Source organism: Bradyrhizobium sp. R2.2-H (genome assembly GCF_004346455.1).
Classification (GTDB): domain Bacteria; phylum Pseudomonadota; class Alphaproteobacteria; order Rhizobiales; family Xanthobacteraceae; genus Bradyrhizobium; species Bradyrhizobium diversitatis.
The window spans coordinates 31,129-55,227 of the sequence record NZ_SMBR01000020.1 but is presented as its reverse complement, the minus strand read 5'-3'; the positions used below and the strand labels follow the sequence as shown (position 1 = coordinate 55,227).

Annotated in this window: 27 protein-coding genes; 15 read left to right on the top strand and 12 right to left on the bottom strand. The window is 64.7% G+C overall.

Annotated features, from left to right (window positions below; genetic code table 11):
- Window positions 1-85: 85 nt before the first annotated feature.
- The 4 genes from trmD to EDE08_RS34765 all read left to right on the top strand — a co-directional run bounded on the left by trmD (window position 86) and on the right by EDE08_RS34765 (window position 3,502).
- On the top strand, window positions 86-841 hold the full coding sequence (gene trmD / locus EDE08_RS34780; protein ID WP_131874177.1) for a tRNA (guanosine(37)-N1)-methyltransferase TrmD: 756 nt from the start codon (window positions 86-88) through the stop codon (window positions 839-841).
- Between the two features lie 110 nt (window positions 842-951).
- Window positions 952-1,332 (top strand): 50S ribosomal protein L19, encoded by a 381-nt coding sequence (gene rplS / locus EDE08_RS34775; protein WP_011083318.1) that lies wholly within the window; start codon window positions 952-954, stop codon window positions 1,330-1,332.
- Window positions 1,333-1,792: 460 nt separating this feature from the next.
- A complete protein-coding gene (gene leuC, locus EDE08_RS34770) occupies window positions 1,793-3,199 on the top strand; it encodes a 3-isopropylmalate dehydratase large subunit (protein ID WP_131874179.1) in 1,407 nt (468 codons plus the stop codon).
- A 93-nt stretch (window positions 3,200-3,292) separates the two neighbouring features.
- Window positions 3,293-3,502: a hypothetical protein gene (locus tag EDE08_RS34765; RefSeq protein ID WP_131874180.1), complete on the top strand. Its 210-nt coding sequence runs from the start codon at window positions 3,293-3,295 to the stop codon at window positions 3,500-3,502.
- A 161-nt stretch (window positions 3,503-3,663) separates the two neighbouring features.
- Here the strand turns inward: EDE08_RS34765 and EDE08_RS34760 are convergent, their stop codons facing one another.
- Window positions 3,664-4,260: a hypothetical protein gene (locus tag EDE08_RS34760; RefSeq protein WP_131874182.1), complete on the bottom strand. Its 597-nt coding sequence runs from the start codon at window positions 4,258-4,260 to the stop codon at window positions 3,664-3,666.
- Between the two features lie 177 nt (window positions 4,261-4,437).
- Here EDE08_RS34760 and EDE08_RS34755 point away from each other — a divergent pair, with 177 nt between their 5' ends.
- Window positions 4,438-4,734 carry a DUF1330 domain-containing protein gene (locus tag EDE08_RS34755; protein WP_165936340.1) on the top strand — a complete coding sequence of 99 codons (297 nt, stop codon included), beginning with the start codon at window positions 4,438-4,440 and terminating at the stop codon, window positions 4,732-4,734.
- A 9-nt stretch (window positions 4,735-4,743) separates the two neighbouring features.
- Here EDE08_RS34755 and EDE08_RS34750 read toward each other — a convergent pair whose 3' ends face one another.
- Together EDE08_RS34750 and EDE08_RS34745 are read right to left on the bottom strand one after the other, a co-directional pair.
- Window positions 4,744-5,007: a hypothetical protein gene (locus tag EDE08_RS34750; RefSeq protein ID WP_131874186.1), complete on the bottom strand. Its 264-nt coding sequence runs from the start codon at window positions 5,005-5,007 to the stop codon at window positions 4,744-4,746.
- 52 nt (window positions 5,008-5,059) lie between these two features.
- Window positions 5,060-5,341 (bottom strand): hypothetical protein, encoded by a 282-nt coding sequence (locus EDE08_RS34745; RefSeq protein WP_165936342.1) that lies wholly within the window; start codon window positions 5,339-5,341, stop codon window positions 5,060-5,062.
- A gap of 252 nt (window positions 5,342-5,593) precedes the next feature.
- Between EDE08_RS34745 and EDE08_RS34740 the strand changes: the two genes are divergently transcribed.
- The 5 genes from EDE08_RS34740 (at window position 5,594) to EDE08_RS34720 (ending at window position 9,379) form a co-directional block, all read left to right on the top strand.
- The gene (locus EDE08_RS34740) at window positions 5,594-5,992 is read left to right on the top strand and encodes a metallopeptidase family protein (RefSeq protein ID WP_131874188.1); all 399 of its coding nucleotides are present in this window, start codon (window positions 5,594-5,596) and stop codon (window positions 5,990-5,992) included.
- A gap of 236 nt (window positions 5,993-6,228) precedes the next feature.
- Window positions 6,229-6,834, top strand: a complete 606-nt coding sequence (leuD, locus tag EDE08_RS34735) for a 3-isopropylmalate dehydratase small subunit (RefSeq protein ID WP_061880161.1) — start codon at window positions 6,229-6,231, stop codon at window positions 6,832-6,834.
- Between the two features lie 141 nt (window positions 6,835-6,975).
- Complete coding sequence (locus tag EDE08_RS34730) at window positions 6,976-7,761, top strand: glycosyltransferase family 32 protein (RefSeq protein ID WP_131874190.1); 786 nt, start codon at window positions 6,976-6,978, stop codon at window positions 7,759-7,761.
- A 228-nt stretch (window positions 7,762-7,989) separates the two neighbouring features.
- Complete coding sequence (locus EDE08_RS34725) at window positions 7,990-8,409, top strand: DUF6455 family protein (protein ID WP_131874192.1); 420 nt, start codon at window positions 7,990-7,992, stop codon at window positions 8,407-8,409.
- A gap of 148 nt (window positions 8,410-8,557) precedes the next feature.
- A complete protein-coding gene (locus EDE08_RS34720; RefSeq protein ID WP_131874194.1) occupies window positions 8,558-9,379 on the top strand; it encodes an LssY C-terminal domain-containing protein in 822 nt (273 codons plus the stop codon).
- Between the two features lie 61 nt (window positions 9,380-9,440).
- Here EDE08_RS34720 and EDE08_RS34715 read toward each other — a convergent pair whose 3' ends face one another.
- The gene (locus EDE08_RS34715; protein WP_131874196.1) at window positions 9,441-10,922 is read right to left on the bottom strand and encodes a tetratricopeptide repeat protein; all 1,482 of its coding nucleotides are present in this window, start codon (window positions 10,920-10,922) and stop codon (window positions 9,441-9,443) included.
- Window positions 10,923-11,101: 179 nt separating this feature from the next.
- Entirely contained in the window at window positions 11,102-11,983 is an 882-nt protein-coding gene (locus EDE08_RS34710) for an HpcH/HpaI aldolase/citrate lyase family protein (protein ID WP_131874198.1), read from the bottom strand.
- 103 nt (window positions 11,984-12,086) lie between these two features.
- On the opposite strand from EDE08_RS34710, the gene EDE08_RS34705 reads away from it, so the two are divergent.
- On the top strand, window positions 12,087-12,731 hold the full coding sequence (locus EDE08_RS34705; protein ID WP_131874200.1) for a carbonic anhydrase: 645 nt from the start codon (window positions 12,087-12,089) through the stop codon (window positions 12,729-12,731).
- A 246-nt stretch (window positions 12,732-12,977) separates the two neighbouring features.
- On the opposite strand, the gene EDE08_RS34700 is transcribed toward EDE08_RS34705, so the two are convergent.
- The gene (locus tag EDE08_RS34700; RefSeq protein ID WP_131874202.1) at window positions 12,978-14,012 is read right to left on the bottom strand and encodes an aspartate-semialdehyde dehydrogenase; all 1,035 of its coding nucleotides are present in this window, start codon (window positions 14,010-14,012) and stop codon (window positions 12,978-12,980) included.
- Window positions 14,013-14,128: 116 nt separating this feature from the next.
- On the opposite strand from EDE08_RS34700, the gene EDE08_RS34695 reads away from it, so the two are divergent.
- Entirely contained in the window at window positions 14,129-14,923 is a 795-nt protein-coding gene (locus EDE08_RS34695; protein ID WP_131874204.1) for a hypothetical protein, read from the top strand.
- A 157-nt stretch (window positions 14,924-15,080) separates the two neighbouring features.
- A complete protein-coding gene (locus EDE08_RS34690; RefSeq protein WP_207913182.1) occupies window positions 15,081-15,467 on the top strand; it encodes a hypothetical protein in 387 nt (128 codons plus the stop codon).
- Window positions 15,468-15,539: 72 nt separating this feature from the next.
- Here the strand turns inward: EDE08_RS34690 and EDE08_RS34685 are convergent, their stop codons facing one another.
- Window positions 15,540-16,175, bottom strand: a complete 636-nt coding sequence (locus EDE08_RS34685; RefSeq protein WP_131874208.1) for a DapH/DapD/GlmU-related protein — start codon at window positions 16,173-16,175, stop codon at window positions 15,540-15,542.
- Between the two features lie 156 nt (window positions 16,176-16,331).
- On the bottom strand, window positions 16,332-17,444 hold the full coding sequence (gene leuB / locus EDE08_RS34680; RefSeq protein ID WP_061880152.1) for a 3-isopropylmalate dehydrogenase: 1,113 nt from the start codon (window positions 17,442-17,444) through the stop codon (window positions 16,332-16,334).
- Window positions 17,445-17,687: 243 nt separating this feature from the next.
- Here leuB and EDE08_RS34675 point away from each other — a divergent pair, with 243 nt between their 5' ends.
- Window positions 17,688-18,884 (top strand): YbfB/YjiJ family MFS transporter, encoded by a 1,197-nt coding sequence (locus EDE08_RS34675; RefSeq protein WP_131874210.1) that lies wholly within the window; start codon window positions 17,688-17,690, stop codon window positions 18,882-18,884.
- A gap of 126 nt (window positions 18,885-19,010) precedes the next feature.
- Here EDE08_RS34675 and EDE08_RS34670 read toward each other — a convergent pair whose 3' ends face one another.
- The 4 genes from EDE08_RS34670 to EDE08_RS34655 all read right to left on the bottom strand — a co-directional run bounded on the left by EDE08_RS34670 (window position 19,011) and on the right by EDE08_RS34655 (window position 22,389).
- A complete protein-coding gene (locus EDE08_RS34670; RefSeq protein WP_131874212.1) occupies window positions 19,011-19,793 on the bottom strand; it encodes a molybdopterin-binding protein in 783 nt (260 codons plus the stop codon).
- A gap of 72 nt (window positions 19,794-19,865) precedes the next feature.
- On the bottom strand, window positions 19,866-20,495 hold the full coding sequence (locus EDE08_RS34665; protein WP_131874214.1) for a cytochrome b/b6 domain-containing protein: 630 nt from the start codon (window positions 20,493-20,495) through the stop codon (window positions 19,866-19,868).
- Between the two features lie 180 nt (window positions 20,496-20,675).
- Window positions 20,676-21,230, bottom strand: a complete 555-nt coding sequence (locus tag EDE08_RS34660) for a fasciclin domain-containing protein (protein ID WP_028179646.1) — start codon at window positions 21,228-21,230, stop codon at window positions 20,676-20,678.
- A gap of 397 nt (window positions 21,231-21,627) precedes the next feature.
- A complete protein-coding gene (locus EDE08_RS34655; protein ID WP_131874216.1) occupies window positions 21,628-22,389 on the bottom strand; it encodes an SDR family oxidoreductase in 762 nt (253 codons plus the stop codon).
- Window positions 22,390-22,475: 86 nt separating this feature from the next.
- On the opposite strand from EDE08_RS34655, the gene EDE08_RS34650 reads away from it, so the two are divergent.
- The gene (locus EDE08_RS34650; RefSeq protein WP_131874218.1) at window positions 22,476-24,005 is read left to right on the top strand and encodes a malonate--CoA ligase; all 1,530 of its coding nucleotides are present in this window, start codon (window positions 22,476-22,478) and stop codon (window positions 24,003-24,005) included.
- The last annotated feature ends 94 nt before the right edge of the window (window positions 24,006-24,099 follow it).

The following is a 24,099-nucleotide window of genomic DNA, read 5'->3' as shown; positions in this document are numbered from 1 at the left end:
CGCAAAACTGGCTGCAGTGGTTATGGGTCCCGGATCTGCGCGCGCTTCAGGCGCGCTTGTCCGGGACGACGAGAACTGAGATCCGATGACCCACCCCTCACCCTGGCGCGCGACCGTGCTGACGCTGTTTCCGGAGATGTTTCCGGGGCCGCTCGGCGTGAGCCTGGCCGGGCGTGCGCTGGCCGCCGGACTCTGGCAGCTCGAGGCGCGCGACATCCGCGCCTCCGCTACCGACCGCCACCGCAGCGTCGACGACACCCCGGCCGGCGGCGGCCCGGGCATGGTGCTGCGCGCGGATGTTCTGGCTGCCGCCATCGACGCGGCCGGGAGCCGCCCTGAGCGACCCCGCCTGCTCATGAGCCCGCGGGGTCGGCCACTGACTCAAGCCCGTGTCGTCGAACTCGCCAAGGGCCCCGGCCCCCTGATCGTCTGCGGGCGGTTCGAGGGGGTGGACCAGCGGGTGATCGACGGACGGAGCCTCGAGGAGATCTCGATCGGCGACTACGTCCTGTCTGGGGGTGAGATCGCGGCCCTGGCCCTGATCGACGCCTGTGTCCGGCTCCTGCCGGGCGTGATGGGCAAGGAGGCCTCGGGAACCGAAGAGAGCTTTTCGGACGGGCTGCTCGAATACCCCCAATACACCCGCCCGCAGCTGTTCGAGGGGGTCCCGATCCCGGAAATCCTGACGTCGGGCGACCATGCCAAGGTTGCAGGCTGGCGGCGGGCGCAATCGGAGGCTCTGACGGCGGACCGGCGGCCGGATTTGTGGGCGCAAGTGCCGACCCCCGTCCCGAATCGGGCCGGGCGCCAAAAAACGCCAAAAAGCACGACAGACGGGTGACAAACGCTCCGGCTTGCCTTATAGGAGCGGCCACATCCGCAATGGCTGGATAGACGAATTTCGCGCAGCCCCCGTTTGAAAAGGCTGGGCGCGCCGATGGAGATTTACCCATGAACCTGATCAAGCAGCTCGAGCAAGAGCAATTCGACAAGCTGTCCGCCGGCAAGGACATTCCGGAATTCGGCCCCGGCGACACCGTGATCGTCAACGTGAAGGTCGTCGAAGGCGACCGCACCCGCGTGCAGGCCTATGAAGGCGTCTGCATCGGCCGTTCCGGCGGTGGCCTCAACGAGAGCTTCACCGTCCGCAAGATCTCCTATGGCGAGGGTGTGGAGCGCGTGTTCCCGGTGATGTCGCCGATGATCGACTCGATCAAGGTGGTGCGCCGCGGCAAGGTGCGTCGCGCCAAGCTCTATTACCTCCGCAATCTCCGCGGCAAGTCGGCCCGCATCGTCGAGAAGCAGGACCGCCAGGCCGCCGTCGGCGAGTAAGCTTCGCCCCACCGGGCAAATTCCAAAGCGCGGGGCCCGGCTCCGCGCTTTTTTGTTTCAGAGCGACGCGCACGCTGTCCCTCACCCTGAGGAGCGCGAAACGCGCGTCTCGAAGGGCGAGGCCACCGGCCGGGCCTGCATCCTTCGAGACGCGCGCAAGGGCGCGCTCCTCAGGATGAAGGGGCATACACGGTGCGCGTGCCATGCACTTGAAACCTCTCGCGCTTCCAATTCGGCCTGCTATATATTCTTGGAATGTTTCCAGATCTGACCAGCTTCGCCCCCGTCCAGCGCATCGTCATCGACGATCGCTCGCGGCTGCCTGGCCGGTTCTTCGGACGCTTCGCGACCTCGGCAACGTCAGAGCTTACGCGCGCAGCCTGAAAGGCTGCGTGACGATTCGTTGCCCGCGCGGCCTGCCGCGCTCATCGCTGACACACATTCTTCGGAGCTCAAGCTCATGTCCAAGCCGACCACCCTGTACGACAAAATCTGGAACGACCACCTGGTGCACGAAGCCGACGACGGCACCTGCCTGCTCTACATCGACCGCCACCTGGTGCACGAGGTGACCTCGCCGCAGGCGTTCGAAGGCCTGCGCGCCACGGGACGCAAGGTGCACGCGCCCGAGAAGACGCTGGCCGTCGTCGATCACAACGTGCCGACCACCGATCGCACCAAGCCGAACCCCGACCCTGAGAGCATCGAGCAGATCAAGGCACTGGCCGAGAACGCCAAGGAATTCGGCGTCGAATATTACAACGAGTTCGACAGGCGCCAGGGCATCGTCCACGTCATCGGCCCCGAGCAGGGATTTACGCTGCCCGGCACCACCATCGTCTGCGGTGACAGCCACACCTCGACGCATGGCGCGTTCGGTGCGCTCGCGCACGGCATCGGCACGAGCGAGGTTGAGCACGTGCTGGCGACGCAGACGCTGATCCAGAAGAAGGCGAAGAACATGCGCGTCACCGTCGACGGCAAATTGCCTGACGGCGTGACCGGCAAGGACATCATCCTCGCCATCATCGGCGAGATCGGCACCGCCGGCGGCACCGGCTACGTGCTGGAATACGCGGGCGAAGCGATCCGTGCGCTCTCGATGGAAGGCCGCATGACGGTCTGCAACATGTCGATCGAAGGCGGCGCACGCGCCGGCCTGGTGGCGCCGGACCAGAAGGCGTTCGACTTCCTGCGCGGCCGGCCGAAGGCCCCGAAGGGCGCGGACTGGGATGCGGCGATGCGCTATTGGGAGACACTGCGTTCCGACGAGGGCGCGCATCTCGACCACGAACTGCGTCTCGATGCCGCCAAGCTGCCGCCGATCGTGACCTGGGGCACCTCGCCTGAAGACGTCATCTCCGTGACCGGCATCGTGCCCGACCCTGATAAGATCGCGGACGAGGCCAAGCGCATCTCCAAGCACCGCGCGCTCAAGTACATGGGCCTGACGGCGGGCACCAAGATCACCGACATCAAGCTCGACCGCGTCTTCATCGGCTCCTGCACCAACGGCCGCATCGAGGACCTGCGCGCGGCGGCGAAGATTGCCGAAGGCAAGACTGTGTCAGCGAACGTCAACGCCATGGTCGTGCCGGGTTCCGGCATCGTGAAGGAGCAGGCGGAAGCTGAGGGCCTGGACAAGATCTTCATCAAGGCCGGCTTCGAATGGCGCGAGCCGGGCTGCTCGATGTGCCTCGCCATGAATCCGGACAAGCTGAAGCCGGAAGAGCGCTGCGCCTCGACCTCGAACCGCAACTTCGAGGGCCGCCAGGGCTTCAAGGGCCGCACGCATCTGGTCTCGCCGGCGATGGCGGCGGCTGCGGCGATCGCCGGTCACTTCGTCGATGTCAGGGACTGGCGGTAAGCTGGTTCCTGCAATTGTAGCGATCGCGGCAAACCGCCGTTAATCCGCCTTGCCCACATTGTGTCCTCGCGACGATTCGCGAGGACACGCCTCATGACCAACAAGCCGGAATATGTCGATCTGATCAGTGAGGCGACGCGCCAGCACCGCCGGCGCGCAACGCCGCTGCGCATCGTCGCCAAGCCCGAGATCGAAGAGACCTCGAAGCTCAGCCGCTGGCCGCCGGCGATGTTCAGGCAGTGGAAGGTCGAGAATTTGATGCGGTGGAAGTCGGCGTCGTGGAAGCTGAAGGATTGGCTTTAACCAGCCTCTCCGTCATGCCCGGGCTCGTCCCGGGCATCCACGAACTCTCTGCGCAAGCCCCAAGAACGTGGATGGCCGGGACATAGGCAAGCGGAAGCGACGCCGTCCTTCGGACGGCTATGCCCGGCCATGACGAATGCAGAGCCAGCAATCCACTCACGTCACCAATAGCGGTACGGATACTGCCAGCGCGGCCAGTGGCAGACGCGGCGCGGGCCGTAATAGGTCCAGATGATCCGGCAGCGGCGCGGATAGTTGTAGTAGGGATAATACCCGCCAACGTAATAGGGCCGGCGGAAGTGTCGATAGCCGTAGTGCGGGCGATGATGGCCCCAGTGACGGTGGTAGCCGCCATATCCGCCATGCCGAAAGCCGCCATAGCGATAGCCGCCGCCGACATGACGGTGATGAAAGGCCGGCCCGGCGCGGAAGCCACCGATATGTCCGCCGCGGAAGCCGCCGACATGGCCGCCGCGGAAACCGCCACCATGGAAACCGCCGATATGTCGCCCGCCGCCATGGAATCCGCCTCCGCGGAAACCGCCGCCGTGAAAACCACGTCCACCGTGCCCGCCGCCGTGGCGAACCTGCGTGACGAGATCGTCGGCTGCGGCCTTCGTTGCGGGTGACGTCGCCGGATTGATCAAGGTGAGCGCTTCAGCGCGACGCGCGGTGCCGGCCGACAGCATCAGCGTCGCGGCGGCCGCAAGCCCGAGCAAGCGCATCGGGCTCGTCCCGAGGCCGAACATTCTCAGCATGGAATCCTCCCTGAATCTGGACAGCAGAGCTGCGGCGCGACGTCTCGGCCGCGCCATGGCTGTTCAATAACGGTCGCTCCCTCGGGTAAACTGAGGAGAGCGAGGTGAACGCGCCATGAATGAACGACGCTGGGTCCCGCGATGCGACGCAGTGCCGCGACGGGAGGGGTTTTGCGGATGACTGTCTACGCCATTGCACAATTGAAGATGACGGACCGCGCGGCCTATGACCGCTATCAGGCGCGATTCTTCGACGTGTTCAAGAAGTACAACGGACGGCTGCTCGCCGCCGACGAACATCCGCGCGTGCTCGAAGGCGCATGGCCGCATGACAAGCTTGTCATGATGTCGTTTCCCGACGAGGCCGCGTTCCTCGCCTTCTCGAACTCGCCCGAGTACGAGGACATCTCGCGTGATCGCAAAGCCGGCGCGCAGGCCACCGTGCTGCTGGTCAGGGGATTTGCGCCCGGCTAGAGCGGCGCCTCACCAGAAGGGCCCGTAGCTGAACACGAAAGGTGCGGGCACGCCGTAAGGATAAGGACGGTAGTAGACGGGCCGCGCGTAATAGCGTGGATCAGGGCGCGCAGCAGGCCGCACGATGTCACGGGTTCGCGCGTGTCGTCGTGCATCGAAAACCGCGATCCCCGCCGAGGCCTCCGGTATCGTCACCCTTTGCGCAGCGGAAGCCGCGCGAGGCAGGCCGGCGGCAAGCGCGACGGCAGCGGCCAATGCGATCCATCTCGCCATCACGACCCTCACGAGGCCACCGCGCTGTCCGCTGGCGCGGGCATTGAACTGGTCAGCCCCGGCGCCAGTAGCAGCTCACACGCGGCACGATCACGGTGCCGCTCGGCCGGTACTCCTGCACATAGGTGGCGTTGCACACCCGGACTGCGTCGGGACCCGGATTGTAGCGGGGATAGACACCGTCCGGGCTGTAATAGGGAGTGACGCGCAACCGCGCCGGGGGCCGCTTGCGTGGCGGAGGAACGTCGTCGGGCGGAGCCGCCTGGGCGAGGCGAATCCCGGGACTGGCGGTCTGGGCTTCCGCGCCGACGCAAACTAGCGAAAACAACCCCATGCACAGTAGAGTCAGCGCTGTTTTCGCTCGCATTTTTCCGCCCACCTGAAACGTCCCATCGACGGCCCCACGCTCCCCGTTTTGGCGGCGCCCGTCAACCTCGCCGCGCTTATAAAGCCAGATGCATCGCCGCGGAACCCGCGCCAGAGCCCGTCCCGATGGAATCGGAACGGGCTCCAGATTCTTACTTTGACGCGTTCTGTTCACGCGAACCGGTATCCACTTCGCTCGAAAACGCTTTAGAACGGACCCATGTGGACGGAATTGAAAGCGCCCTCGCTGGCCGAGATGGAAGCGATGGCTCACGAGGTGTTCGAGCGCCTGCCGGCGGAATTTCGCAAGCTCTGCGAAGGCGTGATCGTCCGCGTCGACGACTTCCCGACCGAGGAGGTCCTGGACGAGATGGAATGCGAGAGCGAGTTCGACCTGCTCGGCCTGTTCCAGGGCGTCGGCCTGCCCCAGCAGAGTTTTGGCGACGTGGCGCGGCTGCCCAACATGGTCTGGCTCTACCGCCGGCCGATCCTGGATTACTGGGCCGAGCACGACGAAAGCCTCGGCCATATCGTCCGCCACGTCCTGATCCACGAGATCGGCCACCATTTCGGTCTCTCCGACGACGATATGGCGGCGATCGAGGCGCGGGCGGAGTGAAGGGTGGTTGCCGCACTGAAGGTGCGTTCCCTCCCCCGCTTGCGGGGGAGGGTTGGGGAGAGGGTGTCGCCGCAACGGGACAATCCCCCAGAGGAGAGAACCCTCACCCGCGCCTTCGGCGCGACCTCTCCCGCAAGCGGGAGAGGTAAGGGCAGCCCTGCCCATTTCGGCCTAGGATTCCCGCCCCGATCGCGATAAATACCCGTTCCTCCAGACCCACCCGGGAAAGCGCAACCATGGACAAGTTCACCACGCTGGAAGGCGTCGCGGCGCCGCTGAAGATCATCAATGTCGACACCGACATGATCATTCCGAAGCAGTACCTCAAGACCATCAAGCGCACCGGCCTTGGCAAGGGGCTCTTCTCCGAGCAGCGCTACAAGGACGACGGCAGCGAGAACCCGGACTTCGTTCTCAACCAGCCCGCCTATCGCAACGCCAAGGTTCTGGTCGCCGGCGACAATTTCGGCTGCGGTTCGAGCCGCGAGCACGCGCCCTGGGCGCTGCTCGACTTCGGCATCCGCTGCGTGATCTCGACCTCGTTCGGCGACATCTTCTACAACAACTGCTTCAAGAACGGCATCCTGCCGATCCGCGTCAGCCAAGAAGACCTCGACAAGCTGTTCGACGATGCCGAGCGCGGCGCCAACGCGACGCTGACGATCGACCTGCCGAACCAGGAGATCCGCGGCCCCGACGGCGGCAAGGTCAAGTTCGAGATCGATCCGTTCCGCAAGCACTGCCTGATCAACGGCCTCGACGACATCGGTCTCACCATGGAGAAGAAGGCCTCGATCGACAGCTACGAGGAGAAGCTCAAGCGCGAACGCGCCTGGGCCTGACTTCATATTCTTTGAGCATGATCTTTCCGGAAAACCGCTGCACACTTTTCCTGATCATGCTCTAGTTCTCGTTCGAGCCCCGGTGCGCCATCCGCGCCGGGGCTTTTTCTTTGCTCCGGATATCCCGTATAGCTTTTCCTCATGCTGCCCGAGATCGTCACCTTCTGGCATGGCCCGATGGATGCGCTGCGCCGGACCTGCCTGCGCTCGCAGCTCGCTGCCGGCCACAAGATCACGGTCTACAGCTTCGACACCATTCCCGGCCTGCCCGCAGGAATCGCCAATGCGGATGCCGAGGCGATCCTGCCGCACGCGTTCTCCGAACGGCTGCGGCCGCCGCAGCCGGACGGCAGCTGGCGCGACTGGACCGCGCTGCAGTTCAGCGACTTCTTCCGCATGAAGCTGATGGCGAAGGGCCTCGGCCTCTGGCTCGATGCCGACGTGCTGCTCTTGAAGCCCATCGAGATCGATCCGGCAAAACCGTACTTCGCCTGGGAGCGGCCGCGCCAGCTCGGCAACTCCGTGATCTATCTTCCGCCCGGGCACGGCATCGTGCGCGCGTTCGAGGAGCTGATGGAGCAGGATGAGCTGACGCCGGACTGGCTGTCGCTGCGCCACCGCATCACCTTCATGATGCGCCGCCTGCGCGGCGGCTCGAACCGCCTTTCGGATATTCGCGTCGCGATCTACGGCCCTGCCGCGCTGACCGCGCTCGCGCGCCGCACCGGAGAGCTGCAGAACGCACTCCCGAAGCACTCGTTCTACGCCGTGCATGCCGAGCCGAAGCGTTTCTTCGACCCTTCGAGCTATCTCGGCCTCGTCACCAGCCCCGAGATCATCGGCCTGCACATCTCGCCCAAGGGCCGCGGCGGCGAAAAGCCGATTCCGGGCAGCCTGTATGCCTGGGCGGCGGAGCGGTTTGCGTAGCTCTCCCCGCGTGTCCCGGACGCGGCGCAGCGTGCAACGTTGCACCGCAGAGCCGGGACCCAGCTACCTGTGGGCCCCGGCTCTGCAGCGCACCGCTGAAGAAGCGCTGCGCTGCGTCCGGAGCACGAGAGCAATTTTCCTCGCTCGATTCTGTTTGATCCAGCGCAACGCGCGCCTGCAGCATTGTGCTTAATTCGCTCCAATTCCGACGCCCGAATGGAGCTTTCCATGAGCACCGCAAGCAAGCCTTATCCCATCGTTCAGGACCTCATCGAGTCCTTTGCGAACTGGCTGAAGCATCGCCGCGAGATGAACGAGATGCGGCAGCTCGATCGCGCCGATTTCGACCGGATCGCCAATGATCTCAGGATCGCGCCCGACGATCTCGAAGAGCTGGTCCGTCACGGCCGGCACGCCGCCGACGAACTCCCGAAGATGCTGGAGCAGCTCGGCATCAGTGCGGAGCGGCTCGGGCAGGCGCAGCCCCTGCTGCTGCGCGACATGGAGCGGACCTGCTCGCTCTGCGGTCACAAGGGTCAGTGCGACCGCGATCTCGCCGAGGGCACCGCCGCGGAGAACTATCACGGCTATTGTGCGAACGCCTCGACGCTGGAGTCGCTCGATCGCGCCGACCTCGCGCCGCGCTGAGTCGCGGGGGCTCGACCGACGAGTGAGATTTTCGGCCAGAACGGGGCCATCGGCCTGGCGCACGCCCCTGCGGGCGCAAACACCGGACGTTGTCACGGACTATGCGGGATAGGTATGCTGTCGCGTATACTGGCTCGAACGATACCGCATGACCAATTCCGCGAAGACCGGGACGAGGAAGCGACGGTGGCCTTTCGTGCTGGCCTTTGTTGTGCTCGTCTATCTAGCCCTCGCATATGTTCTGGTGCCCACCCTGTGGATTCACCACGAACACGAAGCGGGGCTCGCTTCGTTGCCGATGCTCACCAGGACATCGGACGATATCCCTGGTGACCCTCTGAACGTTGGACTTGTTGGCGAGGGCGCAGATGTCGTCCGCGCCATGAACGCGGCGGGATGGTCTGCGGCCGACGCCGTGACGCTGCGATCAAGCATCGAGATCGTCGGGAGCGTGGTACTGGATCGACCGTATCGCGACGCGCCGGTCAGCCCGCTCTACTATCTGGGAAAGAAGGAGCAATACGCGTTCGAGAAGCCTGCGGGGAAAAGTGCAGACCGGCGGAATCACGTTCGGTTCTGGAAGGCCCTCGAAAAGGGTGATGACGGTCGACCAGTCTGGCTCGGTTCGGCAACTTTCGACCGAGGCATCGGGCTGAGCCACGATACGGGACAGGTCACCCATCACATCGCGGCCAACATCGATGCCGAGCGGGATCTCCTGATGGCCGACCTGCGAGCGGCCCGCGTCGTCAGCAGTTTCTTTCAGATCTCCGGCATAGGCCCCACTCTGTTCGGCCGAAACGGTGGCGGCGACCCCTACTATACGGATGGCGAGATCCACGTCGCCGTCCTGGTGCCGGGAGCGGCGAGCGGACCTGCCGATCCGCCGACCATTCCACCGCCCTCATTCATCGCTCTCAAGGATGCCATATGGCACGGCATCGCTCGCCAAGCCGAACCGACGCCCTAGCCCTTGCTCATTCCTGCAGGCACTTCGGTAAAGCTCCGGCTTAATTCTACCAAGGCCGGCATCACTTGCCGGCCACGAAATAAAAATCCTGCCGTCCGGAGATCGAGCCGTAGCTGAACGGCTTTTGCCTGCGGCCGGTCGCTTCCATGACATCGTCGCGAACGAAATCGAACAGCCTGCGGACCTCGAGGCCCGGCGTCGGGAGGTTCTTGACGAAGGCGGTCGCGAACGGACTGTTGATCCCGTCACCGTCGAGTGCGGTCTCGCCGTCCTTGGCGGCATAGACCACCAGCGTTCCAGCTTCCGGCTCGACCGGGGCAAGGCCTCGCGACACCGAACGTGACGCCACCGTCATCGTGCGCTTCATCTGGGCGGCGAACGGATTGTCACGGCACGCATCGAGAATGACGAGGCGCAATTTTCTGGCGCGCTCGGCGGCATTGAGGACCTGATCGACCGGCACCGCTTCGAATCCGATTTCGCGGTCCGCGGCGATCCTCGCATCGGTCGGGATGAGATAATTGACGCCGCCGACCTCCATGCCGTGTCCGGCATAATACACGACCGCCCAATCCGCCGTTTCCGCACGTGCAGCAAACTCGCGCAAGGCATTCACCAGCGCATCCTTGCGCAGATCGGTCAGCAGCGTGACCGCTTCGAACCCGGTGAGCCTCAGCACATCGGCGACGAGGCTCGCATCGCGGACGGGGTTCGGCAGGGCGGCAACGTTTTCATAAGCCGAATTGCCGATGACGAGGGCGATTCGGCGATCACTATTCGCAACTCCGGGCGCCACGACGGACGGGGGGAGGCCGGCTTTCTCGACCAGGACCGTCGCTGGCCGCGGCGGCGGCAGGGCGGAGAGCCGCTCACGCGCCTTATCCAGAGCCCATCTTGTGGCGCTCTGGGTCAGTCCGAGCGTGGCGTTGAAATCGGCTCTTGCCTTGGCGAAATCGCTGCGCTTCTCGTAGGCCAGCCCGCGATTGACATAGGCGTTCGCATAGGTGGGGTCCACGCGTATCGTTTCAGTGTAGTCAGCGATGGCCCGTTCGGTGTCGCCTTTGTTGCCGTGGGCGTTGCCGCGATTGAAATACGCGTTCGCATTCGCCGGCTGCAGGCGCACTGCTTCGGTGTAGTCGGCAATGGCCCGATCGGTGTTGCCCTTGTTGCTGTAGGCGTTGCCTCGGTTGTAGTACGCGTTGGCATAGGCCGGATCGAGCCGGATCGTCGCCGTGTAGTCGGCGATGGCACGGTCCGTGTCGCCTTTGCTGCTGTAACCGTTGCCCCGGTTGTAGTAGGCATTCGCATGCGCCGGATCGAGCCGGATCGTCGCCGTGTAGTCGGCTATGGCGCGGTCCGTATCGCCTCTGGCGGCGTAAGCGTTGCCCCGGTTGTAGTACGCATTCGCGTCCTTGGGATCTCGCCGTATTTGCTCGGAGGCGGCGGCAATGGCGGGGTTCGCGTCGCCTTTGACGCGGTCAATAGCGGCTGCGGGTCCCGCGAGGGCAAGAATGACACAGCAATAGAATAATCTGCGAAGCATGCGAAAGCCCACTCGCCATATCGGGGACGGGAAGCAGTATTCAAACGACGCAAATTTATCGGAGCAATCAGCCGGACTGTGTGATCTAAGTTACAGGAATCCCGGCGCACCAGGCGAGCGGCCTATCGATACTGACGAGAAATCCGCGCCAGGCGGATATCCGGCGCCAGGAGCTCTCTTCAGCCCTTCCCCATCGCCGCGATCGCGTCCGCGATCTCGATGGTGCGGCGGGCCATGTCGGCGTGCAGGCGCTCCACCATGGCGCCGTCGAGGCGGATCGCGCCACGCGAGGCGTTCTCGGGCAGCTCGAACGCGGCGATGATCTTTCGGGCGCGCGCGACTTCCTCTTCGGGCGGCGTGAAGATCGCGTTGCAGGCGTCGATCTGCGAGGGGTGGATCAGCGTCTTGCCGTCGAAGCCGAGATCACGGGCTTGCGCGCATTCGGTGGCGAAACCGTCGGAATTGGCGATGTCGCTGTAGGGGCCGTCGAGGATCTCGAGACCGTGGGCGCGCGTCGCCAGGATGCAGTGGGTGATCATCGGAATCATCGCGGCGCGGCCCGGCAGCATCCTGATGCGGGTTTCGCGCGAGATATCGTTCGGGCCGAACACGAAGCCGGAGAGGCGCCGCGATGGATCGCGCCCGGCGGCGGCCAGTTCCTCGGCGTGCAGCACCGCGCGCGCGGTCTCGATCATGGCCCAGACTTTCGCGGTCGGCGCGGCGCCGAGCTCGGCGAGCTTGCGACCAATCGTATCGAGATCTTCGATGCTTGAAACTTTTGGAACCAGGATGCCGTCGGGCGATGCCTTGGCGGCCATCGCGACGTCATCGGCCCACCACGGCGTGTCGAGACCGTTGGTCCGGATCAAAATCTCGCGCTTGCCAAAACCCTTGGCCGCAATGGCGGCGGCGATGCCGTCACGCGCCGCCGCCTTGGCCTCGGGGGCGACCGAGTCTTCCAGATCGAGGATCAGGCCGTCGGCGGCGAGATTGCGCGCCTTTTCCAGCGCGCGGGGGTTGGAGCCGGGCATGAACAGATGGCTTCGGCGCGGGCGGGTCATGCAAGCGTTCCTTCCTCGTCTTTCGTCCGACATCAGCCGATAGCACTTGGCCTGCCCATTCGAAAGGCTTGTTCACCCCAGCGGTCTATGATTAGGCATAGGTATGATGACATTCCCGAAGCATTTGCTGGAAGGCTACAAGGCCTTCGCCACCCAGCGGCTGCCGACCGAGCAGACCCGCTATCGCGAGCTGTCGGTGAAAGGGCAGTCGCCGGAAGTGATGGTGATCGGTTGCTGCGACAGCCGCGTCTCGCCGGAGGTGATCTTCGACGTCGGCCCCGGCGAATTGTTCGTCGTCCGCAACATCGCCAACCTCGTGCCGGTGTATCAGCCCGACGGCGCCGCCCACGGCGTCTCGGCGGCGCTGGAATATGCCGTGACGGTGCTGAAGGTGAAGCACATCGTGGTGCTTGGCCACGCGCAATGCGGCGGCATCCGCGCCTTCGTCGACAAGATCGAGCCGCTCACGCCCGGCGACTTCATCGGCAAATGGATGCAGATGTTCATCAAGCCGGGCGAAGTGGTCGAGCAGCGCGAGCACGAGAGCATGGCGCAGTTCGTCGAGCGCATCGAGAAGGCCGCCGTGTTCCGCAGCCTGGAAAACCTGATGACCTTCCCGTTCGTGCGCAAGGCGGTGGAGAGCGGCCAGATGCAGACGCACGGCGCCTATTTCGGCGTCTCGGAGGGCTCGCTGTTCGTGCTGGACAAGGCGACGAAGGAATTCAAGAACGCGCGCAGCGCGGCTTGAGCGGTTTGGTATACTGCCGCATCAAACGAGATCGTCGTCCCGGACAAGCGCAGCTCTTGGCAACGCGTAGCGTTGTCCAGGGCGGAGCGCAGATCCGGGACCCATAACCCCAAGCTTACGTTGTCGTGCGAGCTGACAACCACGTTCTTCGCCAAACCACTTCCTGTGGCATGGGTCCCGGAGCTGCGCGTGCTTTTGGCGCGCTTGTCCGGGACGACGAGAGGAGTGTGACCGCCGAGCGGCGGCTTACGCCGCCTTCTTCTTCGCGCTGATCAGCTTGCGGTTGATCAGCACTTCGGCGATCTGGATCGCGTTGAGCGCTGCGCCCTTGCGCAGGTTATCGGACACGCACCAGAGCACGAGGCCGTTCTCCACCGTTGCGTCCTCGCGGATGCGGCTGATGTAAGTCGCGTCCTCGCCGGCCGCCTCGTAGGGCGTGGCGTAGCCGCCGGGCTCCTGCTTGTCGATGACGAGGCAGCCCGGCGCCTTGCGCAGAATCTCGCGCGCTTCGTCCGCGCTGATCGGGTTCTCGAACTCGATGTTGACGGCCTCGGAGTGGCCGACGAACACGGGCACGCGCACGCAGGTCGCGGAGAGCTTGATCTTGGGATCAAGAATCTTCTTGGTCTCCGCCATCATCTTCCACTCTTCCTTGGTGTAGCCGTCCTCCATGAAGACGTCGATGTGGGGGATGACGTTGAAGGCGATGCGCTTGGGGAATTTCTTCGCGACCAGCTCGTCATTGGTGTAGACGGCCTTGGTCTGCGAGAACAGCTCGTCCATCGCGTCCTTGCCGGCGCCCGACACCGATTGATAGGTCGAGACCACGACGCGCCTGATCGTCGCCTTGTCGTGCAGCGGCTTGAGCGCGACCACGAGCTGCGCGGTCGAGCAGTTCGGGTTGGCGATGATGTTCTTCTTCTTGAAGCCTTCGGTCGCGCCTGCGTTCACTTCCGGCACGATCAGCGGCACGTCCGGATCCATGCGCCAGGCCGAGGAATTGTCGATCACGACCGCGCCGGCGGCGCCGATCTTCGGCGACCATTCCTTCGACACCGCACCGCCCGCCGACATCAGGCAGATGTCGACGTCGGAGAAGTCGTAATGCTCCAGCGCTTTGACCTTCAGGGTACGATCGCCATAGGAGACCTCGACGCCGACGCTGCGGCGCGAGGCCAGGGCCACGACCTCGTCCGCGGGAAATTTGCGCTCATCCAGGATGTTGAGCATTTCCCGTCCGACATTGCCGGTCGCGCCGACCACTGCGACTTTGTAACCCATCGTTCACTCTCCGATGAAAAAGCCCGTTCCTGAAGCTGACGCTTAAACAGGAAGAGCAGCGCTTCTATGCGAGAACCGGCCTCAAGACAACGTTGGACCATGCCTTAGGGACGTGGATGCAGTCGCCCGAGGCCAGCATGGCCGTTAGCCCTACCCGGACCGCCATCCAGCTGGCGCTGCTCGCCTTCGCCGACGAGGTCGTCGGCACGCTGGCGCGCCTGTTCGCCTATGTGGGGGCGCTCGCGCTGTTTGCCATCCTCGCCCTCGCAGCGCTGGGCCAGCTGCCCGATCTGCGCGACGACGAGCCGGCCGGGAAACCGGGCTGGAGCGTGGCTGACCGTTCGCACCCGGCCTTCGCCGTCAGCCGACACGATTTCTCCGACAAAACAGCGACTTACACCATCCTGAGGCATCCCGAAGGCGGCCGCAGGGACGTGCTGCGCTGGAGCGATGACGCGGGCAGGCCCGTGGCCGAGCTCGAAATCTACCGCCAAGGCGCCGAATTCGACGTGACACGTCCGGCGACCGCGGATCTCGCCGCCCGGATGGGCTTGGGCGCGGCCACCGCGCTCGAGCAGGCCGGCCTGATCGACACCAAATTCGGCCCGGTTGCCCTGTTCCGGCCAACCGGCACAATGGAGGGCGCGCAGGCCTGTCTCGGCTACCTCAAGCGCAGTGAGGAGCCGGCGCTCCAGATCGCCGGCTTCACCTGCCAGGGCGACGGCCTGCCCAGCCGGCGCGTGGCGATCGGCTGCATGCTGAACCGGCTGACGCTGCTGGCCTCCGGCAACGAGCCAAGGCTGGCGGAATTGTTCGCCCATGCCGAGCTGAAACGCGGCCGCTGTGACCCCGCGGGCCCGGCGGACTGGCTGCTGGGCGCCGCGAACGCGCAATTGCGCGGAGCGCTTTGATCGGCATCAAGCCCAAGTAGCTGGTTTGCATGCAACTTTTGCCGATACGCACGATTATTCCCCGCTGGTGTGACCCAATAGACCTAGTTGCGGTCACCCCGGGCGGGCTAGTATGGCGGTGAAATCGACTGGCGGCGTGCCGCCTGAAGGGGACGTGATGAGCTCGAAATTTTCTGCCGCGAACAAATTGGCGACCTGGCTGGCGGCGGGCGCCGCAATTGCCATCGCGTTCGCGGCTCCGGCCTCGGCCGACACCAAGACCAAGCAGCGCTATGACGATCGCGGCCGGCCCATCTACGGCCCGAGCGGCCCCAACGCGGTCTATCAGCAGGGCCGCACCCGCATTTATGTGAGCAAGCGCTCCTGGCTGGACGGCGGCACCGAGGTCAATCCGGGCGACCGCAAGTTCAGCGACTACGCCTTCCCGCCGGCCGTTGGCTATCCGTCCTTCGCCCGCGAAAACCTGAACCGCCCGATCGACCGGCAGCCGCTCTCGCCGCCAGGCGATGTCGGCGGCTATCCGCAGAACTTCCCGCTGTACTGAGCGGACGGATCTTTCCGAATCAAATGGCCGGGCTCACGCCCGGCCTTTTTCGTTGCGCCAAGTGCGTCCGCCTCACGCGTTCGCTGCCGGGTCGTAGCGCCGGCAAAATTCCTCGATCGCTTCCGAGCGGAAATCGGCCAATCGCTCGAAGATCAGCTCATCCGGCCAATCCCACCAGGCGATGCGGCGCAGGCTCTCGGCGACGGCATCAGAGAAGCGCTTGCGGATGGGACGGGCGGGAACGCCGCCGACGATGGTGTAGGGCGCGACGTCGCGGCTGACGACTGCGCCGGCGGCAATCACCGCGCCGTCGCCGACCGTGACGCCCGGCAGCAGGATGGCGGCGTGGCCGATCCAGACGTCGTTGCCGACGACGACGCGGTCGCCGCGGCGCTCTGCAAAGAAGTCGCGGTCGCGCGTTGCGCTCGCCTCGTAATATTCGGGGCAATAGGTGAAACGATGCTGGGACGGCCGGCCCATCGGATGGTTCGGCGCGCCGATCCGCACCGAATTGGCGATCGCCGTGAACTTGCCGATCACTGCATCGGCGACGTCGCAATTCTCGCCCAGATAGGAGTAGTCGCCCAGCGAAGAATATTCGATGCGTGTGCCCGCGAGCACCTCGCAGCGGCGCCCGATCTGCGCCTCGCGGAGGCGAACCGTCTCATGGACGATGGTTTCCGCGATCTTGGGGCGGGGCGAATCCATGAGGTGGCTCCGAGAACAGGTGCGTAGGGTGGGTTAGCGCAGCGTAACCCACCACTCTGGTTTCCGCGGAGAACAGAAGCGGTGGGTTACGCCAAGCGGTCTGCGCTTCGCGCAGTCCGCATGGCTAACCCACCCTACGATTCTGTGCTTGCCGCCTCACGCGTGCAGCTTCTGCAATTCCTTCAGAATCGCTTCGCCCATCTGCGTGGTGGAAGCGGCCGTGGTGCCTTCCGACTTGATGTCGGCGGTGCGCAGGCCGCTGGCGAGCACCGCGGCGATCGCGGCATCGACCTTGTCGGCGAGATCGCCCATGTCGAAGGAATAGCGCAGCGCCATGCCGAAGGACGAGATCATCGCGATCGGATTGGCGAGGCCCTTGCCGGCGATGTCAGGGGCGGAGCCGTGCACGGGCTCGTACAGCGCCTTGCGCTTCTTGCTCTTGACGTCGATCTCTCCGAGCGAAGCCGAGGGCAGCATGCCGAGCGACCCCGTCAACATCGCCGCGATGTCGGACAGCATGTCGCCGAACAGATTGTCTGTCACGATGACGTCGAACTGCTTCGGCCATTTCACCAGCATCATGCCGCCGGAATCGGCCAGCTGATGCTCGAGCGTGACATCGGGGTATTCGCGCTTGTGGACCGCCGTCATGACCTCGTTCCAGAGCACGCCCGACTTCATGACATTGCGCTTCTCCATCGACGTCACCTTGTTCTTGCGCTTCCTCGCAAGCTCGAAGGCGACGCGGCCGATGCGCTCGATCTCATAGGTGTCGTAGACCTGGGTATCGATGGCGCGCTTCTGGCCGTTGCCGAGATCGGTGATGGTCTTGGGCTCGCCGAAATAGACGCCGCCGGTGAGCTCGCGCACGATCATGATGTCGAGCCCCTCGACCGCCTCGCGCTTCAGGCTGGAGGCATCGGCCAGCGCCGGGTAGCACATTGCGGGACGCAGGTTGGCGAACAGCGCGAGGTCCTTGCGCAGACGCAGCAGGCCGGCTTCGGGGCGCACCTCGTACGGAACCGCATCCCATTTCGGGCCGCCGACCGCGCCGAAGATCACGGCGTCGGCGTCTTTCGCCTTGGCCATGTCGCCCTCGGAGATCGAGACCTTGTGCGCGTCATAGGCGGAGCCGCCGACGAGGCCGGTGTCGGTCTCGAACTTGGCGATCCCGGCCGCATTGAGCCAGTCGATCAGCCGCTTCACCTCGCCCATCACCTCGGGGCCGATACCGTCGCCGGGGAGCAGCAGCAGTTTGTGGGTCGCCATGGTCGTGTCCTTTTCGATCCTCTCTCGTCATTCCGGGGCGCGAGCAAAGCGAGCGAGACCGGAATCCATCAGGCCACGGCGCAAGCGGTGAAATAGATTCCGGGCTCGCGCTGCGCGCGCCCCGGAATGACGGTTCGGCCGGAGTGCTAGAGCGGCGTTGCGCGCTTGGCAAGACACCATTGCCGCCTCGCCGCTGTGCAAGGCGGATGGGTCCTGCCACACTGGGCAGGCCGGAGTACCCCCTTGCACGCCCAAGCCCCGCTCTACGCGCGTCCCGCGCGGCTGATCCTGACCCTGTCGCTGGCTGCCACCGTCGGGCTCGGCATCGGCCGCTTTGCCTATGCGCTGGTGCTGCCCGACATGCGGGAGGACCTCGGCTGGTCCTACTCGGCCGCCGGTTTCATGAACACGATCAACGCCGTCGGCTATCTCGTGGGCGCGCTGGTGGCGTCCCGGCTGATCCAGCGCATCGGCTGGTCCGCGGCGATCCGCGGCGGGACCCTGGCCTGCCTCGCCGCGCTCGCCACCTGCGCGCTATCAGGCAATTTCGTTGCGCTGAGCCTGGCCCGTCTGGTGCTGGGCCTGGGCGCGGCAGTCGGCTTCGTCGCCGGCGGCGCGCTGGCCGCCACCATCGTGCAGTCGCAGCCCGCGCGGGCCAATTTCCTGCTGAGCCTGTTTTATGCCGGGCCCGGCATCGGCATTCTGTCCTCGGGGCTGATCGCCCCATTCACACTGCAATATTTCGGGCCGGGCTCGTGGTGGATCGTCTGGTGGGCGCTGACGCTGCTGTCCGTGGCGATGACGATCCCGCTGTTCCTGATCCGCATCGAGAGCGGCGTCCGCTTCTCGGAGGGCAACCACGCGTCGTTCGCGATCCTCCCGGTGCTGATCTACCTCGCCAGCTATTTCCTGTTCGGCGCCGGCTACATTGCCTACATGACCTTCATGATCGCCTATGTGCGCGACGGCGGCGGCGGGGCCGCGGCGCAGGCCGCGTTCTGGAGTCTGATCGGGCTCAGCGCCTTCGTCACGCCCTGGGCCTGGCGCGGGGTGCTGGCGCTGGACCGTGGCGGGCTCGCCACCGCCATCATCCTCGGCGCCAACGCGTTGGGTGCCGCCTTGCCGATGCTCGGACATTCGCCGGCCTGGCTCTGGGTCTCCGCGGTCGTGTTCGGCGTCGCCTTTTTCGCAGTGGCCGGCTCGACCACCGCCTTCGTGCGCCTCAACTATCCACCCGAGGTGTGGCCGACCGCGATCGCCGCGATGACGATCTCGTTCGGCGTCGGCCAGACGCTGGGGCCGATCGTGGTCGGCGCGATCACGGATGCGCTGGGGAGCCTGAGCTACGCGCTGAATGTGTCGGCGGCACTGCTGGCGCTCGGGGCGGTGCTGTCGCTGTGCCAAAGGAAGGTGGGACCCGCCAAGCAACCGGTGCTGTAGGGTGGATTAGCGAAGCGTAATCCACCAACTTCGTTCGGCGAACGCTGAAGCATGGTGGATTACGCCAAGCGACTGCGCTTCGCACAGCCGCTCGGCTAATCCACCCTACGGCAGCGGAGTTCGAGGTTAGCTTCCACTAAACGAATTGTACCCCTGGTCTTCCCAATAGCCGCCCTTGTAGTCGTTGGTGACTTCCATCGAGACCACGTATTTCGGATTCTTGAAGCCGAGCTTCGTCGGCACGCGGATCTTCATCGGGAAGCCGTAGGCGCGCGGCAAGATCTCGTTCGCGTATTTGAACGTCATCTGGGTCTGGGGATGCAGCGCGGAGCGCATGTCGAGCGGCGAATTGTAGCCGTCCTTGTCGGCGCACTGGAACCAGACATATTTGGCGCGGGTGTCGGCGCCGATCAGCTTGAGGAAGTCGCGCATGGGCGTACCGGTCCAGCTGCCGATCGCGCTCCAGCCCTCGACGCAGATGTGACGGGTGATCTGCGTGACCTGCGGCAGCTTGTAGAGCTCGTCCAGCGTCCAGGACTTCTTGTTGTCGACGAGACCGCGCACCTCGAGCTTCCAGTCTTTGCCGTCGATATCGGGCGCGTCGTCGAGATCGTAATAGGCGTTGAACGGAAACGGCTTGGTGATCGCGCTCTCGGGGAAGGTCGGCGCCAGCGCATCCGGATTGAACATCCAGGCCTGCACGGCGTCGTTGAACTTCGAGACCTTGGCGAGCATGGTTTCGGCCGAGGACGAGTCGACGACGTCGCAGCCGGTAAGCAGCGTCAGCGCCCCGAGACTGGCACCGCCTGCGATGAAGCGGCGGCGGGTGACGTCGGGCATCGTCTTGAGGGAGTCCTTGATCAGGAGCCGCTTGTCGACGCCGGGAATCAGGAATGAGCGCTTTGCCATAGTCTCCTCAAATGTCTGTTTTGGAGCATGATCTTGTCGGAAAACCGGTTCCCACTTTTCCGGATCATGCTCTCAGCGACCGATGATCATGGCGCGCAGGCTCTTCGGCACCAGCAGCGCGAGCAGAACGTGAATGACGAGGAACGCGCAGATCGCGGCCATGCAGAAGAAGTGGACGTAGCGCGCGGTCGGGTAGTCGCCGAACAACATCACGAGGTAATAGAGCTGCACCGGCTTCCACATGCCAAGGCCGGAGAGCACGATCAGCACGCCGACCACGATGATGCCGGCATAGAGCAGGCGTTGCACGTAGTTGTAGACGGTGAGATCGTCATGGCCGAGCTTGAAGGTCAGCGCCGCCCTGACGTCATGGAGCACGCCGGCCGCCGTGATCGGCAGCAGCTTCCTGCGGAAGCGGCCGGTGGCGATGCCGGTGACGAGATAGGCGAGGCCGTTGATCATCAGCAGCCACATCGCCGCAAAGTGCCAGAGCAGGCCGCCGCCGAGCCAGCCGCCGAGTGTATATTCGCGCGGGAAGCTGAAGCCGAACAGCGGCGAGGCATTGTAGATCTGCCAGCCCGACAGGATCATCAGGATCATGGCAAGCGCGTTGACCCAGTGCATGATCCGCACCCAGGCCGGCTGGATCACTTTGGCCGGGGTGGCCCCGACCCGCTCGTCGGTGACTGTGAGACTCGCCATGCTGGTTCCGTCCTGAAGATCGTCTGATGGTAATTATACGCCGAAGTTTCCGCTTTCGTTACGCCCTGTCCGGCATGGAATCGATGCCGCGAGCCTATCGTGGTCACAAAAAAGCGAGCCGGGCACCCCCGGCTCGCCGTCTCAAAGCACCCTGTTCGGGGATGAAACAGGGGCGCGGTGTTACGTCGCCGGCATCAGCACGGTATCGACCACATGGATCACGCCATTCGACTGGTTGACGTTGGAGATGGTCACCATCGAGGTGCCGCCCTTGGCATCGACGATCCAGGTCTTGCCGTCCATCTTCTTCACCGTCAGTTCCTCGCCCTCCGCGGTCTTCATCTTCTTCCCGTCGGTGAGGTCGGAGGCCGCGAGCTTGCCGGGCACGACATGATAGGTGAGAATCTTGGTCAGCGTCGCCTTGTTCTCGGGCTTGACCAGATTGTCGACGGTGCCGGCCGGCAGCTTGCCGAAGGCGGCGTTGGTCGGCGCGAACACCGTGAACGGACCCTTGCTTTCCAGCGTCGGCACCAGGCCCGCCGCCTTCACGGCCGCCACCAGCGTGGTGTGGTCCTTGGAGTTGACCGCGTTCTGCACGATGTTCTTCGACGGGAACATCGCAGCGCCGCCGACCATGACGGTCTTCTCCTCGGCGCTGGCCGGCGCGACGACGGTCGCGGTGATGGCGAGGGCGCTGAAGGCGGCGGCAGCGAGATAGGCAATGCGCTTCGACATGGAAAGTCTCCCGATTGAATGGTGACCGGCACGGCCGGCGCTTGAGTTGGGCAACGACGGAGACTGCGACCCTTTGACGTGAAGCGGCAGCGCCGTCGTTGGACCGAACTACGGGAGGGTTCGCGATGCGGTTTCGGAGAAAAATTCTTTGTGATGGGTGAAACTATCGACGGGGATGTTCGTGCGGGGAGTGCGCGCCACGCTTTCCAGCGTCGTCCCGGACAAGCGCAGCGAAGCGGAGTGCAGATCCGGGATCCATAGCCACAGGAAGAGGCTGTCGCGCGAGACGGTCACTCCGAGTCTTCGCCAAACCACTCCCTGTGGTTATGGGTCCCGGGCTCGCGACTTCGTCGCGCCCCGGGATGACGAGCGGAGAATGTGGCGCGGTCGTCGCGTCTCAATCCCTGTTGTTCGGCGTCTGGATGAAGCCGCGATTATGCGTCGGGCTGATCAGGAGCTCGTTGATGCACACACGCGGCGGCATCGACGCGATGAAGGCGATGGTGCGGCCGAGGTCTTCGGATTGCAGCATCTTCGCCTGCTCCTCCTCGCTCGGCACCACCGGGCGCAGCTTCAGGATCGGGGTCGCCACCTCGCCCGGCATCAGGCAGCAGGCGCGCAGGCCGTTCACGCATTCGTCCATGTTGAAGGAATGGGTCAGCGCCAGCACCGCGTGCTTGGTCGTGGTGTAGGCCGGGCCCGGCATCTTCGAGACGTGGCGACCGGCCCAGGACGAGACGTTGATGATCGCGCCGTCCTGCTGCTTGCGCATCGTCGGCAGCACGGCGCGCATGCAATAGAGCACGCCGTTGAGATTGACCTGGACCAGCTTGTCCCAGCCCTCCAGTTCCATGTCCTTCCAGCTGCGCTTGGGAAGATTGATGCCGGCATTGTTGACCAGCAGGTCGATGCGGCCGTGCTTTGCGACGATCTGATCGGCCGCCTCCTGGGCCTCGGCCGCGTTCGAGACGTCGAGCGCAATGGCCTCGGCCGCCCCGCCCGTCCCGATGATCCTGGCAACCACGGTATCCAGGGCATCCTTGCGGCGGCCCGAGACCACCACCGTCCAGCCGTCGGCAGCCAACGCCTCAGCGCCGGCTTCCCCGATCCCGCTGCCGCCGCCCGTCACCCAGGCCACGCGTTTCCCGTTTTTTGACATGCAAACTGTCTCCGTTGCTTCTGCGGGGCGGTTTTTGCTAATCCAGCCCTCGGTTTTGACCGGCCTCTGCCGGCGAGGAATGTTGCATGAACCAAGCTGCCAACGCCAACCTGTTTTCCCGCCTGTTCGATGGCCTGGACGATCCGAAGCGGCTTGCGATCGAGACGCATGACGGCGTCCATATCAGCTATGGCGATCTGATCGCGCGCGCGGGGCAGATGGCAAACGTGCTGGTCGCCCGCGGCGTGAAGCCGGGCGACCGCGTCGCGGTGCAGGTGGAAAAGTCGGTCGCCAATATCGTGCTGTATCTCGGCACCGTGCGCGCCGGCGCGGTCTATCTGCCGCTGAACACCGCCTATACGCTGAACGAGCTCGACTACTTCATCGGCGATGCCGAGCCGGCGCTCGTGGTCTGCGATCCCTCCAAAGCAGAAGGCCTCGCCCCCATTGCCGCCAAGGTGAAGGCCAAGGTCGAGACACTCGGGCCCGACGGCAAGGGCTCGCTGACGGAGGCCGCCGACAAGGCGAGCGGCGAATTCGCGACAGTGGCGCGCGAAAACGACGATCTCGCCGCGATCCTCTACACCTCGGGGACCACCGGCCGCTCCAAGGGCGCGATGCTCACGCACGACAATCTCGCGTCGAACTCGCTGAGCCTCGTCGACTATTGGCGCTTCACCGACAAGGACGTGCTGATCCACGCGCTGCCGATCTATCATACGCACGGCCTGTTCGTAGCGACCAACGTGACGCTGTTTGCGCGGGCGTCGATGATCTTCCTGCCGAAGCTCGACCCGGATCTGATCATCAAGCTGATGGCGCGCGCGACGGTGCTGATGGGCGTGCCCACCTTCTACACGCGGCTTTTGCAGAACCCGGCACTGTCGCACGAGACCACGAAGCACATGCGGCTGTTCGTGTCGGGCTCGGCGCCGCTGCTCGCCGACACCCACCGCGAATGGTCGGCACGGACGGGACATGCGGTGCTCGAGCGCTACGGCATGACCGAAACCAACATGAACACATCGAACCCCTACGATGGCGAGCGCGTACCCGGCGCGGTCGGCTTCCCGCTTCCCGGCGTTTCGGTGCGCGTCACCGATCCCGAGACCGGCAAGGAATTGCCGCGCGAAGAAATCGGCATGATCGAGGTGAAGGGGCCAAACGTCTTCAAGGGCTATTGGCGCATGCCGGAGAAGACCAAGGCCGAGTTCCGGCCCGACGGCTTCTTCATCACCGGCGATCTCGGCAAGATCGACGCCAAGGGTTACGTCCACATCCTCGGCCGCGGCAAGGATCTCGTGATCTCCGGCGGCTTCAATGTGTACCCGAAGGAGATCGAGAGCGAGATCGACGCCATGCCCGGTGTGGTCGAGTCGGCCGTGATCGGCGTGCCGCACGCCGATTTCGGCGAGGGTGTCACGGCGGTGCTGGTCTGCAACAATGGCGCCGATGTCAGCGAAGCCTCGGTGCTCAAGGCGCTCGACGGCCGGCTCGCCAAGTTCAAGATGCCCAAGCGCGTCTTCGTCGTCGACGAGCTGCCGCGCAACACCATGGGCAAGGTGCAGAAGAACGTGCTGCGCGATACGTACAGGGACATTTACGCGAAGAAGTGAGACGCCGCCCCGTCGCGGTTGTTGCGGCGAGGAGCTTCCACATAGCGCGCTGTCATGCCCCGGCTTGCCGCCTTCGCTGACGCTTCGGCACGCC

What these genes read in the sequence shown, in the direction of transcription:
- EDE08_RS34660 (WP_028179646.1), bottom strand. Translation starts at nt 21,230, where the DNA reads ATGTCGAAGCGCATTGCCTATCTCGCTGCCGCCGCCTTCAGCGCCCTC.
- leuD (WP_061880161.1), top strand. Translation starts at nt 6,229, where the DNA reads ATGGACAAGTTCACCACGCTGGAAGGCGTCGCGGCGCCGCTGAAGATC.
- EDE08_RS34745 (WP_165936342.1), bottom strand. Translation starts at nt 5,341, where the DNA reads ATGGGGTTGTTTTCGCTAGTTTGCGTCGGCGCGGAAGCCCAGACCGCC.
- EDE08_RS34755 (WP_165936340.1), top strand. Translation starts at nt 4,438, where the DNA reads ATGACTGTCTACGCCATTGCACAATTGAAGATGACGGACCGCGCGGCC.
- EDE08_RS34730 (WP_131874190.1), top strand. Translation starts at nt 6,976, where the DNA reads ATGCTGCCCGAGATCGTCACCTTCTGGCATGGCCCGATGGATGCGCTG.
- EDE08_RS34710 (WP_131874198.1), bottom strand. Translation starts at nt 11,983, where the DNA reads ATGACCCGCCCGCGCCGAAGCCATCTGTTCATGCCCGGCTCCAACCCC.
- rplS (WP_011083318.1), top strand. Translation starts at nt 952, where the DNA reads ATGAACCTGATCAAGCAGCTCGAGCAAGAGCAATTCGACAAGCTGTCC.
- trmD (WP_131874177.1), top strand. Translation starts at nt 86, where the DNA reads ATGACCCACCCCTCACCCTGGCGCGCGACCGTGCTGACGCTGTTTCCG.
- EDE08_RS34700 (WP_131874202.1), bottom strand. Translation starts at nt 14,012, where the DNA reads ATGGGTTACAAAGTCGCAGTGGTCGGCGCGACCGGCAATGTCGGACGG.
- EDE08_RS34760 (WP_131874182.1), bottom strand. Translation starts at nt 4,260, where the DNA reads ATGCTGAGAATGTTCGGCCTCGGGACGAGCCCGATGCGCTTGCTCGGG.
- EDE08_RS34655 (WP_131874216.1), bottom strand. Translation starts at nt 22,389, where the DNA reads ATGTCAAAAAACGGGAAACGCGTGGCCTGGGTGACGGGCGGCGGCAGC.
- EDE08_RS34695 (WP_131874204.1), top strand. Translation starts at nt 14,129, where the DNA reads ATGCAGTCGCCCGAGGCCAGCATGGCCGTTAGCCCTACCCGGACCGCC.
- EDE08_RS34685 (WP_131874208.1), bottom strand. Translation starts at nt 16,175, where the DNA reads ATGGATTCGCCCCGCCCCAAGATCGCGGAAACCATCGTCCATGAGACG.
- EDE08_RS34690 (WP_207913182.1), top strand. Translation starts at nt 15,081, where the DNA reads ATGAGCTCGAAATTTTCTGCCGCGAACAAATTGGCGACCTGGCTGGCG.
- leuC (WP_131874179.1), top strand. Translation starts at nt 1,793, where the DNA reads ATGTCCAAGCCGACCACCCTGTACGACAAAATCTGGAACGACCACCTG.
- EDE08_RS34765 (WP_131874180.1), top strand. Translation starts at nt 3,293, where the DNA reads ATGACCAACAAGCCGGAATATGTCGATCTGATCAGTGAGGCGACGCGC.
- EDE08_RS34715 (WP_131874196.1), bottom strand. Translation starts at nt 10,922, where the DNA reads ATGCTTCGCAGATTATTCTATTGCTGTGTCATTCTTGCCCTCGCGGGA.
- EDE08_RS34720 (WP_131874194.1), top strand. Translation starts at nt 8,558, where the DNA reads ATGACCAATTCCGCGAAGACCGGGACGAGGAAGCGACGGTGGCCTTTC.
- EDE08_RS34665 (WP_131874214.1), bottom strand. Translation starts at nt 20,495, where the DNA reads ATGGCGAGTCTCACAGTCACCGACGAGCGGGTCGGGGCCACCCCGGCC.
- EDE08_RS34670 (WP_131874212.1), bottom strand. Translation starts at nt 19,793, where the DNA reads ATGGCAAAGCGCTCATTCCTGATTCCCGGCGTCGACAAGCGGCTCCTG.
- EDE08_RS34705 (WP_131874200.1), top strand. Translation starts at nt 12,087, where the DNA reads ATGATGACATTCCCGAAGCATTTGCTGGAAGGCTACAAGGCCTTCGCC.
- EDE08_RS34650 (WP_131874218.1), top strand. Translation starts at nt 22,476, where the DNA reads ATGAACCAAGCTGCCAACGCCAACCTGTTTTCCCGCCTGTTCGATGGC.
- EDE08_RS34740 (WP_131874188.1), top strand. Translation starts at nt 5,594, where the DNA reads ATGTGGACGGAATTGAAAGCGCCCTCGCTGGCCGAGATGGAAGCGATG.
- EDE08_RS34750 (WP_131874186.1), bottom strand. Translation starts at nt 5,007, where the DNA reads ATGGCGAGATGGATCGCATTGGCCGCTGCCGTCGCGCTTGCCGCCGGC.
- leuB (WP_061880152.1), bottom strand. Translation starts at nt 17,444, where the DNA reads ATGGCGACCCACAAACTGCTGCTGCTCCCCGGCGACGGTATCGGCCCC.
- EDE08_RS34725 (WP_131874192.1), top strand. Translation starts at nt 7,990, where the DNA reads ATGAGCACCGCAAGCAAGCCTTATCCCATCGTTCAGGACCTCATCGAG.